This is a genomic window from Acidobacteriota bacterium (genome assembly GCA_040756905.1).
Taxonomy (GTDB): Bacteria; Acidobacteriota; Aminicenantia; order JBFLYD01; family JBFLYD01; genus JBFLYD01.
On sequence record JBFLYD010000048.1, the window covers coordinates 26,639 to 41,232 of the forward strand.

Annotated in this window: 11 protein-coding genes; all 11 read right to left on the reverse strand. The window is 33.4% G+C overall.

The window, feature by feature from the left end; genetic code table 11:
* Positions 1-223 precede the first annotated feature (223 nt).
* Entirely contained in the window at positions 224-2,878 is a 2,655-nt protein-coding gene (locus tag AB1410_08335; protein ID MEW6456701.1) for a heavy metal translocating P-type ATPase, read from the reverse strand.
* Positions 2,879-2,995: 117 nt separating this feature from the next.
* Complete coding sequence (locus tag AB1410_08340) at positions 2,996-3,466, reverse strand: endonuclease domain-containing protein (protein MEW6456702.1); 471 nt, start codon at positions 3,464-3,466, stop codon at positions 2,996-2,998.
* Positions 3,467-3,584: 118 nt separating this feature from the next.
* Entirely contained in the window at positions 3,585-4,106 is a 522-nt protein-coding gene (locus AB1410_08345) for a YHS domain-containing protein (GenBank protein MEW6456703.1), read from the reverse strand.
* A 249-nt stretch (positions 4,107-4,355) separates the two neighbouring features.
* Positions 4,356-7,556 (reverse strand): CusA/CzcA family heavy metal efflux RND transporter, encoded by a 3,201-nt coding sequence (locus AB1410_08350; GenBank protein MEW6456704.1) that lies wholly within the window; start codon positions 7,554-7,556, stop codon positions 4,356-4,358.
* Between the two features lie 16 nt (positions 7,557-7,572).
* Positions 7,573-8,883 (reverse strand): efflux RND transporter periplasmic adaptor subunit, encoded by a 1,311-nt coding sequence (locus tag AB1410_08355; protein ID MEW6456705.1) that lies wholly within the window; start codon positions 8,881-8,883, stop codon positions 7,573-7,575.
* 13 nt (positions 8,884-8,896) lie between these two features.
* Positions 8,897-10,147, reverse strand: coding sequence for a TolC family protein (locus AB1410_08360; protein ID MEW6456706.1), 1,251 nt, complete (start codon positions 10,145-10,147; stop codon positions 8,897-8,899).
* Positions 10,148-10,161: 14 nt separating this feature from the next.
* A complete protein-coding gene (locus AB1410_08365) occupies positions 10,162-11,139 on the reverse strand; it encodes a M56 family metallopeptidase (GenBank protein ID MEW6456707.1) in 978 nt (325 codons plus the stop codon).
* Positions 11,136-11,519, reverse strand: a complete 384-nt coding sequence (locus AB1410_08370; protein MEW6456708.1) for a BlaI/MecI/CopY family transcriptional regulator — start codon at positions 11,517-11,519, stop codon at positions 11,136-11,138. Before AB1410_08370 ends, AB1410_08365 begins: the two co-directional genes overlap by 4 nt.
* Before the next feature lie 196 nt (positions 11,520-11,715).
* Positions 11,716-12,564 (reverse strand): hypothetical protein, encoded by an 849-nt coding sequence (locus AB1410_08375; GenBank protein ID MEW6456709.1) that lies wholly within the window; start codon positions 12,562-12,564, stop codon positions 11,716-11,718.
* A 280-nt stretch (positions 12,565-12,844) separates the two neighbouring features.
* A complete protein-coding gene (locus AB1410_08380) occupies positions 12,845-13,462 on the reverse strand; it encodes a TlpA disulfide reductase family protein (protein ID MEW6456710.1) in 618 nt (205 codons plus the stop codon).
* 68 nt (positions 13,463-13,530) lie between these two features.
* Positions 13,531-14,544, reverse strand: coding sequence for a 6-bladed beta-propeller (locus tag AB1410_08385; protein MEW6456711.1), 1,014 nt, complete (start codon positions 14,542-14,544; stop codon positions 13,531-13,533).
* Positions 14,545-14,594: the final 50 nt, after the last annotated feature.

Below are 14,594 nucleotides of genomic sequence, written 5' to 3' on the forward strand. Positions count from 1 at the left end.
ATGACGGAACGATCGGACATTTGTATAATTTTTTTAATTAAAGCTTACTTTAATTAACAGCTTCTTATAAAAAATAGCCATTTTAATGAACCACCTGAACTATATTTATTTTAATGGGGATATAACCCCCCCCTCTCTAAATACTGTAAAATCAGCTTGATTGCCAGGTCTCAAATTTAAAAAGATCTTTACCAGTTCAGGTAAAGATTTTATTTTTATCCCATTACAAAGAAAATTTGGGTTCATATCTTCTCATAGAAAGAGAATTTGTAACAACAAAAACAGAGCTAAAAGCCATTGCAGCTCCCGCTATTATAGGATTTAGTAAAATTCCAAAAAATGGATAAAGAATTCCTGCAGCTATGGGAATTCCAAGAAGATTATAAAAGAAAGCCCAAAATAAATTTTGCTTGATTTTTTTCATCGTGTAAGAGCTCAAATCCATCGCTGTTAAAACATCTCTTAAATCATCCTTTATCATTACAATATCTCCTGCTTCGATTGCAATGTCAGTCCCTGAGCCAATAGCAATACCAAGATCAGCCTGAGTTAAAGCTGGTGCATCATTAATTCCATCCCCAACCATTGCAACTTTTTTCCCTTCTGCCTGTAACTTCTTTATCTCTGAGGCTTTATCCTGGGGAAGCACCTCTGAGAGAACAAGTTCGATTCCCAATTTTTTCCCAATGGCTTTGCCTGTTCTTCGGTTATCCCCTGTAATCATCCAAACTTCTTTTCCTTTTTTCTTTAATTCTTTAATAGTCTCTGTAGAATAATTTTTTAACGTATCAGCTACTCCTATCAAGCCTACAGACTTATCATCAACTCCAAGTATCATAACAGTTTTTCCCTGATGTTCAAGATTGCGGATGCTATCTTCGATGAAATCAATTTTTATGTTGAATTTGTCGAATAATTTTCGGTTTCCGAGGACAATTTTTTTATTGTCATATTCTGCTATTACCCCCATCCCAGGTATTGCTTGAAAATTTGAGGGTTCTGGAATTTTTATTCCTTCCTTTTTGGCTTCATTCACGATTGCCTCAGCAAGAGGATGCTCAGATTTTTTCTCTGGGATAGAGGCTAATTTCAAAATCTCTTTTTTATCCATACCGTTAACCGGAATTGCATCTGTGAGCTCTGGTTTTCCTTTAGTTAATGTGCCAGTTTTATCAAATATAATTGTGGTGATCTTGTAAACTTTCTGAAGGCTCTCAGCACTTTTAATCAAAATTCCATTCTTTGCACCAATACCTGTTCCAACCATAACCGCTGTAGGAGTTGCCAATCCAAGGGCACATGGACATGCAATTATCAAAACCGCTATTGCAATCGTAAGGGAGAACACAAAACTTTTTCCAACAAGAATCCATATGAAAAATGAAAAAACAGCAATTAGAACAACTGCAGGAACAAAATAAGCTGAAATTTTATCAGCGAGTCTCTGTATTGGAGCCTTGCTTCCCTGAGCCTCTTCAACCAGTTTTATTATCTGGGATAAAACTGTATCCTTCCCGATTTTCAATGCTTTAAATTTAAATGAACCTGTCTTATTTATTGTTCCTCCGATAACTTTACTTCCTGAAGATTTCTCCACTGGAATACTTTCTCCTGTTATCATCGATTCATCCACGCTTGAGTAACCTTCAATTACCTCCCCATCCACAGGAATCTTTTCCCCAGGCTTTACAATCACAACGTCCCCGATTTTAACCTCTTCCACTGGAACTTCTATTTCTTCGTTATTTCTTACAACAACAGCAGTCCTGGGCTTTAATCCCATCAATTTTTTTATTGCTTCTGAATTTCTTCCTTTTGCAATCGATTCAAGCCATTTTCCCAGTAAGATGAATGTGATAAGAATTCCTGCTATTTCATAATAAAGATTTTCCATTCCATATTTTTTAGATCCTGCCCCCATCAAAATAGAAACATACAGACTGTACAGGTAAGCTGCTCCAACCCCAAGGGCAACAAGAGTGTCCATTGTGGCTGATTTTGATTTGATAACAGCCATCGTTCCTTTTGTAAAAAATTCATAACCTGCTATAAAAATAGGTGTAGTTAGAATAAATTGAATCAAGGCAATGTTTTTTAGCACAAAAGAAGGAATTGGAAGACCTATGTGAGGTCCCATTGCAAAATAAGCTAAGGGGATTGATAAAATAAGAGATACAATAAATTTAATTTTTAAACTCGTTATTTCCTTCTCTCGAATTTCCTTCTCTCTGTCAATACTTAAAGTTTCTTCCTCAACCGGAGTATATCCTGCGGATTTTATGGCATTTTTTATTTTTGTAATGCTTATTTTGTTGGGGTCGTATATGATTTTTGCCTTCTCGTTGATGAATAACTCTTTCGATATGATTCCATCCAGATTATCTAAGACACCTTTAACAGTTCCTAAACAATGGAGGTTATCCATTCCTATGATTTTTAAATTCAGAATCTCTTTCTTTTTCTCTTCTTTTATTACTTTATATCCTGTAATTTCTATTGCATTTTCTAATTGGGATAATTCCGTAGTCTCTGGATTGAATTCAATAAAAGCTTTTTCAGAAGCAAAATTGACCCTGGCATCCAGAACACCTTTTACTTTTTTTAGTGAATTTTCTATTGTTATTGCACAGGAAGCACAATGCATCCCACTTATAGAAATAGATGTTTTTTCAATTTTATCGTATTTTAATTCCATCCCTTTCTCAATTTCAACCTTGTGTTTTTCTTTCTCTCTTATTTTAACTTTTTTTTCCTGTTCTTCTTCAAGAAATTTCTCTAAACAAAATTTACTGCAGAAATAATATGTCCTCCCTTCTCTTTCAGTCTTTAATTCAGTTTCTTCGTTAACAGTCATCCCACAGATTGGGTCAATTGGCATTTTATTTTATCCTTTTATTTCTTTATTTTATTTTTTCTTTTGAAGAACCCTGCCATTCCTGAATCAAGTTCAGGACAGGAAATAGCAGGGATTCTTCGACGGCAAGGTATTTTGTCATTAATATTGCTCGCCTTGACCCGCCCCTGAAGGGACGGGATTGCGGCGAGCCTTCCGTTCAACATATTTTTCCGGGTCTTTATCAAATATTATCATCCTCTCCCTATTGGGGAGAGGATCGAGGCGAGGGGGAAGATTGCTTTTCTTTTTTATAGTCTTTTGAATAACTTCATAAACCCCTTCAATATTATTCAATATAGCTTCATTACTAAATCTTAATATTTGCACTCCTATCTTGGATAATTCTTTTGTTCTTAATTCATCTTGTTGTCTACTCTCATCTTCATAATGTTGCCCACCATCAGCTTCAATACCAAGCTTATATTCCGGAGAATAGAAATCTAATATATATTTGCCAATAGAAAATTGTCTTCTGAACTTCACCCCGTCTAATTGACGATTTCGAAGTACTGCCCAAAGTTTCTTTTCAGCATCTGTCTGATCTTTCCGAAGTTTTCTACATATCTCAATTCTTTTTCTTTTCGTTTCTCCCCCTCACCCTACCCTCTCCCCATAAAGGAGAGGATGAAAGATATCACCTTCTGATTTTTAAAAAAATTCACAATTCAAGACCTGACCCCAAATTTTTTTAGTGTTTGTGCTCTTCTTTCTTTACTTCCTTCCCTTTCTCATGCTTCATCATCATTGGGCATCCCATTCCTTTTCCCTCTTTATGCATCTCCTGAATTTTCTTCACAACCTCTGGATTGTCAGATGTGATTTTTATTTGCACTCCATCTGGCAGATTTGTGGTTTCTACCTTTACATCTTTCATCATTTCTTTGCAGCATCCTTCTTTCTTTTCATGTTCATGCTTTTCCATATGCATCATCTTCATCCCAGGGCATTCCATCCCTTTCTTGGATTCTTCTTTTTTAATATATTTCTCTGGATTTTTATCGAACTTATCTTTGCAATCTTGGGAACAGAAATAATAAGTTTCACCTTTATATTCTGACTTGAACTTTGCTTCTTCTTTTGCAAGCTTCATTCCACATACTGGATCTTTGACCTCTTCTTTTGCCCTCAAATAAACTGGCATTGAAATGATTGCCAGTGCAACAAAAACTGCAATGAAGAATAACCAGAAATTCTTACTTAAATGTTTCATTTTAAAATCCTCCTTTTTACATTAGTTTATATTATAAAAAATAAAATTTTGTGGCGACTAATACAAACACAAAAAGTTTTATTACATTCTCAGTATGACCCCTCACCTTTTTCCTCTCCCCTATGAGGGGAGAGGGGTGGGTGAGGGGTGACTGTGGAACAGAAATTATTACATCTGCTATAGATGTAATTTTTATGGTCACTCTTGCTGCCCAAATCTCTAACTTATTGTAAAACTTTACTTGTTTTCTCATTTTTCCATATGTTTTACCTCTGAATGCCATTTCCATAGTAAAAATATTGCAGGATACACTAATAATTCCATGACAAATGAGGTGAATATTCCACCAACCATTGGAGCAGCTATTCTTTTCATAACATCAGCTCCTGTTTCATGAGTCTGAGACCACATAATGGGAAGTAATCCCATAAAGAGTGCCATAGCTGTCATCATCTTTGGCCTTACTCTTTTCACAGCTCCATGAACTATTGCTTCTTTTAAATTCTCCATCGTCTTCATTAAACCCTTCTTTTTCATATCATTATAAGAAAGGTCAAGATAAAGAAGCATTATAACTCCTGTTTCCGCATCAACTCCAAGAAGAGCAATTATCCCAGCCCAGATTCCAATGCTTATATTGTAACCGAGTAAATACATTAACCACACTGCTCCAACTAAAGAGAAAGGAACTGCCAACATAACTATAAAGGTTTTTGTAAATGAACCAGTGTTCAAATAAAGAAGCAAAATTATGATAAAAATGGTTAAAGGCACAACTAACATAAGCCTTTGTTTTACTCTCATCATGTATTCATATTGGCCGGAAAAAACAAGAGTATATCCTTCTGGTAATTTTAGATTATCCCTTAATATCTGCTTTACCTCATTAACATAACCACCAATATCCCTCCCTGCCATATCTATATAAACATATCCTGCAAGTCTTGCATTTTCATCCCTTATCATAGACGGTCCGAGTCTGACCTCTATGTTTGCAAGTTGGGTAATAGGAACCTGAGCTCCTGAAGAAGTTGGAACATATATTTTCCTCAATTTTTCTATGTCGTCCCTTAACTCTCTCGGATATCTCAGATTAACCGGGTATCTCTCCCTCCCTTCGATTGTCTGGGTGATATTCTCTCCTCCTACAGCAGCCATTACTACCATTTCCACATCCTCAATCGATAAACCATATCTTGCAATTTCTTCTCGGTTCAACTTGAAATCTACAAAATAACCACCTGATGTCCTTTCTGAAATCACACTCTGTGTTCCTTCCAGTCCTGAAACGAGCTTTTCAATTTCAATTCCAATCTGTTCAATCTTTTTCAGGTCATCGCCATAAATCTTTATTCCAACTGGGGTTCTCACTCCTGTTGTCAGCATATCAATTCTTGCTTTAATCGGCATCGTCCATGCGTTAACGACTCCTGGCAATCTTAGTGCTTTATCGATTCCCTTTTCTCCGTATATCAATTCCTCCCATGAAATCCTGTCTGGCCAGAATACTCTGAATGGGCCTTGAAGAAACTCAGGAATAATCTTTGAATACCATCTTTCTTTTTTTCTCCATTCATTCTGGGGTTTTAAAATTACTGTAGTTTCCATCATTGAAAATGGTGCAGGGTCAGTAGAAGTTACAGCCCTTCCTGCTTTTCCAAAAACTCTTTCTACCTCTGGAAACGACCTCAACAGTTTATCCTGAATTTGAAGAAGCCGTGTTGCTTCTGTGACAGAAATTCCCGGAAGTGTTGTTGGCATGTATAAAATTGAACCTTCATTTAAAGGAGGCATAAATTCTGAACCGAGTTTAAAATATACAGGGATTGTGGTTAAAACAATCAAAATAGCAAGAATAATAATTTTGAGTGGTCTTTTTAAAATAAAATTAATTGAAGGTTCATAAATTCTAAATAAAAATTTACTAACAGGGTGCTTCTCTTCTGAGCGAATCTTTCCTCTTATAAAAAGGCCCATCAGCGCAGGAGCAACTGTTATAGCAACAATAGCAGCAAAAGCCATTGCAAAATTTTTTGTAAATGCAAGAGGTTTAAAAAGCCTTCCTTCAAAGGCTTCGAGGGTAAATATCGGCATAAACGAAATTGCAATCACAAGAAGACTGAAGAATATTGGCCTTCCAACTTCCTTTGCAGCAGATATTAATGTTTCAAACTTAGAGATTCCAGATGATTCATCATAATGTTCAAGCCTTTTATGGGCATTCTCTACAAGAATAATCGATGCATCGACCATTGCTCCAATTGCAATTGCAATTCCTCCAAGAGACATGATGTTTGACGTAAGTTTCATGTAATACATGGGAATAAACGAAAGCAATGCTGCAAATATAAGAGTAACAATCGGAATTAATGCAGACCTTATATGCCAGAGAAAAGTAAGTATTACTAAACATACAACTAAAATTTCCTCAAAAAGTTTTGTTTTTAGAGTGTTAATAGAGCGTTGAATCAAATCAGACCTATCATAAGTTGTAATTACCTCAACACCCTCTGGAAGTTTAATTTCTTTCAATTTCTGTTTAACTCTTTTAATAACATCCAGGGCATTTTCTCCATACCTCATAACAACAATTCCACCCACAACTTCTCCCTTGCCATCCAGTTCAGCCACACCTCTTCTTATATCTGGCCCTAAAACAACATTTGCCACACTCTTTATTCTTACAGGAACTCCATTGGCATCATTCTTTAAAACTGTCTCTTCTAAATCTTTTATTGATTTTACATAACCCCTTCCTGTAACCATATATTCAGTGCCAGAAATTTCAATCAACCTTGCACCAATGTCATTGTTCGCTTTTCTTATTGCCATGATAACTTCATGAAGAGGAATGTTGTAAGATAAAAGAGATTCAGGGTTAACAACAACCTGATACTGCCTTACAAATCCTCCAACGGATGCAACTTCTGCAACTCCCCTAACAGATTGAAGTGAATATCTAAGATGCCAGTCCTGAAAGGCTCTTAAATCTTCGATAGAATGTTTCCCTGATTTATCAACAAGAGCATACTGAAATACCCATCCAATTCCAGTGGCATCAGGTCCTAACTCAACTCTGACATCTGGTGGAAGGACTGGAATTACTTTGCTTAAATATTCAAGAACTCTCGTTCTTGCCCAATAGACATCTGTTCCATCTTCAAAAATTATGTACACATAAGAAAAACCATAATCTGAAAATGCCCGGATATCTATTACTTTTGGTGCACCGAGGAGGGAAGTAACTATTGGATAAGTTACCTGGTCTTCAATTATATCAGGAGGTCTGTCCCACCTTGAAAAGACTATTACCTGGGTATCAGAAAGGTCAGGAATAGCATCGAGAGGGATGCTTTTGATACACCAGATAGAATAAAATACAGCAAAGACAACTCCAATGAATATGAAAAATCTATTTTTTGCTGACCATTCAATAATTTTTTCTATCATTTAAAATCCTCTCTATTCAATGTTCATGGGGCTTTTTTATCGCTGATTTTAATTTGCTTTCAGAATCGATAAGGAAATTTGCTGAGGTAACAACTTTTTCTCCCTCTTTAACTCCTTCAATAACTTCATAATAATCATCAATTTTCGAGCCTAATTTTACTTCCCTTGGCTCAAAATATCCCTCTCCCCGGTCGATAAAAATTAATTTTCTTTTTCCTGAATCGAGCACTGCACTCTCGGGGATTGTAAGCTTTTCTCCTAAATTTAGCTTTAAATTAATATTTCCATACATATCTGGCTTTAGTTTAAAATCTTTGTTTGGAAATTCAATTCTTACCTTCACAGTTCTTGTCTCGGTTTCTAAGTACGGGTAGATATAAGTTATTTTTCCTATAAATTGCTCCCCAGGAAAATAAGGAAGCTCAACTGTTGCGTTCTGTCCTATTGAAACAAAAGGTAACTCATACTCATAGATATCTGCTAAAACCCAGATGTTCGAGATGTCAGCGATCCTGTATAAATTCTCTCCAGGCATTACATATTTTCCCTGAAGAATATTTTTCTCTACGACAAACCCAGTGAAAGGAGCATAAAATTCCATGGTTTTTAGAGGTCTTCTGGATTTTTCAAGCTCTTTAATTTGCTCTTCAGTTATATCCCAATAAATTAACCTTCTTCTGGCTGAATCAAGGAGAGTATCTGTGCTGCTCGTTACTTCATTGTAAACCTTACCCTCAAAATATCCTTTAGCCTTTAAGGCTAATAGATATTCTTCCTGGGCAGATACAAGTTCTGGGCTGTAGATTGAAAAAAGGGGCTGTCCTTTTTTAACAAGCTTACCTGTATAGTCCACATATAATTTTTCTATCCATCCTGGAAATTTTGTATTTATATAGGTTAGTTTTGTCTCATCATAGGTAAATCTTGCTACTGTTCTAATAATTTTTTCTAAATTTCTGTATTCTGCTTTTCCAAATGTAACTCCTATCAATTGCTGTTTTTCAGGACTTATCCTTACAGTTCCTTCAGGCATCTCCATCTTCTCATGCTCTTCTTCCTCTATGGGAACCAGAGTCATCCCACAGATAGGACATTCGCCCGGTTTATCAGATATGTAGTTGGGATGCATCGGACAGTGGTAAAGGGTTTTCTTTTCAGCCTGTTTTTTATCTCCTGAATGTTTATGCTCAGCATGTTCCATAGAAGTTTCTTTTGATTTAATTTTTTCAGTCTGTTCGGTTTTTTTACAGGAAGTTGAAAATACAATGAACAAAAACAGAAGAGAAAAGATTATGCTTAATTTCGCTATTTTATACGTTTTTCCCATAATCAGCTCCTTATTATTTAATGATTTCTAATGAGGTTAATTCTTCAATTTTTGCAGTGGAAATCCATAGATTGCTTAACTCCTTGAAATAATCCATTTCATATGTAAATAAATTATTTATGTCAGAAAGAAGGGTTAAAAAATCAACTCTATCTACCTGATAATTGGCAAGGGAGGATTCAAGAGTTAAAGTAGCCTGAGGAATGATCCTATCCTTGTAAAGTTCAATCAAATTCTCAGATGTTTTTGCCATGATAAAATTATCGTTTAACATAAAATATATTTCATTTTTCATGGAAGTATAACTATTTTTTGAACTGCTGAGCTTTGAAAGAGATTCACTTAAAAGGTTTGCCTGTTTTTTCTTATAATAAAGAGGAACCTCTATTCCAACCATTATTTCATACATGTCTTTAAAAGGCCCTTTAAAATCCTTGCCTCCCTGTACCATAAAATTTGGATAAAATTCTTTTTTTGCCAGCTCAACCTCATTAAAATTTTCATCAATTATTAACTCGGCTTCCCTTAAAACAGGGGATTTTTTCATAGCTTCTTCATATAGCTTGTTTAATTCAATTTTAAGCTCATAAAATTGAATTTCCTCAGGTATACCCACAGGTCTTTCGGGAGGGAAATCAAGAACTGAATTGATATTTGCTCTAACAATTCTAATCATTTCTCTTATTGGAATTATCATTTCTTCAATTTTAGAGATTTCAACCTGAGCTTTGAATACATCTGACTGAATACCTTTACCCACTGCATATTTTACCTCTGCAAGTTTAAGACCTTTTTCTAAAATCTCTTTTTTCTTTGTCAATATCTCAATAGCTTTATTGTAGTAAAATAGCCTTGAATATAATTCTTTTATTTCTTTAATAAGAGAAAGTGTTTCAGCTTTCAGACTTTCTTCAGTTTGAAGGGCTCTCTTTGTTGCAATTTCGCCTTTCAATTGAAGTTTTCCTGGAAATGGAACTATCTGGAAAAATGAAAATCCAATTCCACTCATCATCTCTTCTCCAACTGAAAATCTATCAATGCCAATGTTTTTTACATTAAAACCAATAACAGGGTCAGGAAGAGTTTTTTCAGGAGTTACTCTAAATTTCTTCGCTTCCACTAAATTTTTAATCGATTTAATCTTAGGGTTTCTCTCAAGAGCCAAGCTAATTAATTCATCTAAACTTAAGGTTTTTTCCTGGTTGTAGACATTAATGGACAATATTCCTGTAATTATAAAGGCTAAAACTAAAATTTTTTTCATTTATTCCTCCTGAATTATCTGTGACAAAAATACTGAACTGTGTTTGAATTTTTCATTTCACAGCAGAAGCATTTATATGAAAGGTCAGCCTGATGGTTAACTTCTCTATGAAATGTTTTTTCATAGGGAAAGATTGAAAGGATGAGAAAAAAATAAATGAAAATGCTTAAAATCAATTTTTTGACAGGAAATTTTTTTCTATAATTTTTATTTTCTATGTTCAACAATCTTTCAAGTCTTTCATTTATAAACTCATCTTTATAGAAATTTATAAAATTTCTTACAGAATCGATGTTATTCTTTTTTATCTTTAAAAGAGAAGATGCAAGATTCAATGAAGGGCCAGAAAAATTCAGAGCATAATCATCTGCCATAAACTCAGAGCATCTTTTGAAAATTGAAAATATATTCTTTGACACTGGAAGGAAAGAAAATAAGCTTGAGAAAAAATACAAAATTATGCTTTTTAAAGGATCTTTTCTTTTCAGATGACTTTTTTCATGTAAAAGGACGGCTTTAATTTCCTCTTCATTTAAAGATTCAATAAGGCCTGTTGAAACATATATTTTTGGAAAAATTAAACCAGAGGTAAATGCAATGTTAAAATCGTTTTTAAAAGAAATAATTCTATTCTCTTTTATCGACAAATCTTTAATTATCCTTTTAATCTTTGAAGGGAAATCTGTTTTTTCTAAAGATTTAGAATAGGCATAGGCTTTAAAAAATTTATAAAGAGTTTTTATTAACGAATAAACAAAAAGAGTTAGCAGGAAGAAAATCAGAATATATTTCAGGGTAAGAAATAACTTTAAGTTAGTTGATATTATTTCAAAACATCTTCTTATACACTTTTCATAAAATAAATTTAAAATGTTCTGATGGGGATATGAAAAATTTAAGTAGATTATCAAGAGTACGATTGAAAAAAGAAATGTAAATGAAAAAATTAAAAAATTGTTTATTTTGTTAAATTTTCTTATATCTCCGCTCATTGATTTTCAGCCTTTCTTTTTTCTTCAATTAATTTAAAAAATTTATTAATTTCAGATTCATTCATCTCCGATAATATATCCGCAAATGTTGAAATTGCCTGACTTGGAGCAATATCAAAAATGCCCTTTATAATGTTCGAAGTAACAAAACGCTCAAATTCTTCTTTTTTCATCGATGGATAATAAAGATAAATATTATCGACCTTTTTTCTGTCCACAATTCCCTTTTTAACCATCCTGTCCAGAACAGTTAATACTGTTGTGTAAGCAATCTCTTTGTTTTTTGATATTTTCTGATAGATTTCCCTCCCGCAAATTCCATCTCTTTCCCAGAGGGTTTCAAGAATGGATTTCTCAAGCTTTCCAAGTATTTTCTCCATTCCCTGCTTTGATGATTTAAATAATATTTTCATCGTAATTTTTAAATATATACTACAATATGTAGAATGTCAAGAAAAATTTTTTTCTTCTATTCCAGATTTCACTTTTTAATATGAACCAGGAAGAAATTCTAATCGAACTCAGGTAAATCCAAAAGGCCTGCAAAATATATAAGTTAATTCACGCAGTTTTATTTTATAAAATAAAATGGTAAAATTTATGGCTATTCCCACCAAATGCCCATAAATTTCTTCCCTTAACATCTATCATTGTAATACTATCCTGAACACCAATATAGCGTGCTGAGATATTTCCATTTTTATCCATACGGTAAATTATCATCCTTTCTGATAAATTAACCAATAAAAATAAATCTCCATTCTCTGAGATTTCAATATCTTTCCAATATGATAAACTAAAGGACATATAAGGTGGAGCATCTCTGTTAGCTTTTATCCAGTTTGAGAAGATTTGTTTAAATTCAGGTAGATCAAGGTTTTTCTCCAAGATAAGGTCACCATTTGAGGAGAACTTCTTCACAATGGGTAGAGCAGAGTGAATGCAATACACTGACCCATCTAAATCAGCAACTGGAAAAACTTGATTTTTATACCTATCTGGGATTTCTCCTTTCTTTATAAGCTTAGTTTCAAAATTGTAAACGCTGAACTTCTCACCAAAGATTTTTCCATATCTTACCAATTCTTTGCCTTCTAATGTACGATGGAGTATAAGACTATCTGATAAATATCCTTCTGTATTATAGTAATAAGTTCCACTCTTTGTAAACCATATTCTGCTACTTATTGATAGAATTGCTGGTGCAGGATATATCTTTATGCATTCTCCAAAGAAAGTGAGAATCTGAATTCTAGAATTTCCCCTCTCTAATACTATTAAAAGGCTTTTCAATAACTCGCAAACCATTGAAAAGTAAAGATCTGCGAGCTGTCCCAGATTTTTCTTACCGAAACTTCCGAAAAAAGACTTGCTAAAAATTTTCCTTCTCTGTCCTTGCTCTTTACTATGCTTTAATGTTCTCATTTCTTAAAACAACCTCAAAAAAGCCTTCCTTTATTGAACAGCCTCAATTTTATATCAATCTTCATATCAAAGTGGGAAGTGTCTGAAAATATTGGATTTGAGATTTTTCTTCTCTAAAAAGTGCAATATTTTCTTACAGGAAAAAAGGTTAAATTCTCAAATTCTCAAGAACTTTGTAATAAAAAATTTAGTGCAAGAGATTCTTGGATTTGAATTATACCTTTAAGTTACCTGCGATTCCCTGACCAGAGATATCTTTTAAGACCTCCATTGCCTTGCTTCAGGGGTGTATCTCTGTGATTCTGGTTAATAACTCTAAGATTCTATCAGGGAATCCTCTTTGTTGATAAAGATCTTTTGAGGGACCCTCAACATGAATTATTTTCTGGGTGTTTATAAATATTTTAAAAGGTGTGTAAAGGCCAATTTTCAACATTGATTTTATTGAGAGAATTCTATCCTTTAAATGCCCATTCTCGTCGTAAAGTATGGTAAATGATAAGCCATACTCTTTATAAAACCTTAAAATCTTCTCTTTTTCTTTCTCAGCGGTAATTCCGATTAATTTAACTTCTTTTTCTGTAAATTTCTGGGAAGCTTTACCCCAAAACTCAGCTTCATAAAGACAGATGGGACAATCCTCTAATGTAAAGAAAATAAGTATATTTAATTTTGCATTCAAATCTTTGTTAGAGAGAGACTCTTTTCCATCAGAGTTTCTCAATCTAAATTGTGGTAAATTAATTTCATAGGTTCTCTTCTTAAGGAATGAATAGAAAAATAAATCGCCTTTAATCAATAATCCTCTTGTTAATATAATGCTCCATATTATGAGGTTTGATGCAATTAAAAAAATTGAAACAATTATGAGTAAATTTTTAGTTAGTTTTATTTCCATCTTGCATCAAATTCTATGTTTTTCTCTCTCTAGATTTTTAGGGAAAATCGTCAATATTCTGTCAGTCATTATTTAAAAGATTTTAACCTATCCACTTTAATAGAAAATTTCAATAGTTTATAAATTGTCTCAGAGCCTTTTTCTTCTTCCTTTAAAAAATATAATTTATCATCATCGCTACAGACCAATCGACCATCAGGATTTAAACCACCTACAATAAAATTACCTTCAAGATCATAAATATCTAAAATATATTGTTCTGGATTGGGTTTATATAGATTTACTATCAAAAATTTATTTACAATCTTAATATCTACGATATGTACCCAGCTTTCAATCCACTTTGTCAGCGCTGCTCGAGAATAAAACTCTTTAAATGGTTTATCAGGAGGAGGGGTATAATAGAAATTTCTTTTTGAAAAAAATTTCAAAAAATTGCCTTCATGGGTAAATTTATAAATAGTGTAATCCATTTCTTGGATTGTATAGATATTATCATGCGAATCAATATCAAAGAAAACTCCATCTGAAATAAGATGATTTTTTAAAGCAAAATCAGAAATGGGGAGAAAAGATTTGAGTTTTTTTCCTTTATTATCATATAAATGAATACAAGAACTCTTCCTTTCCCCTTCTATCAACGGAGCTGAGATGACAATATATCCTTTGGAGGAGAGTTTTATGAAGCGTCCGTCCTGGATTTTAAAAGAATATCTGTATTTTCCATCTTTTTGGAAGACTTGCAAATCCCTCCTTCTTGGGTCGACGACGTAGATTTCATCTCCTTTTATACATATGCCACTTGGGAACAAGAATTCACCTGGGCCTTGTCCTTTTCGACCTAAAGAAAACAGAAAATTGCCATATTTGTCGATTTTTTTAATGTCAAATTTTCTCGAATCAGCTATCCAAATATTTTTTTCTCTATCCACTGCACAATCGTGAATTGACCCTAAAAAAATAGATGGAGATAAAGTTATCATTTCTTTTAATTGAAAAACATCTTTAAAAGAGGAATAACTAAACGCAGTCCCACTTAAAATGCAAAAGACTATTTGAAATAGTATGATTCTCTTCTTCATATGATTAATCTCTTTTTTTCTTAAAAATTATACTATACTTTTTTCTCTTT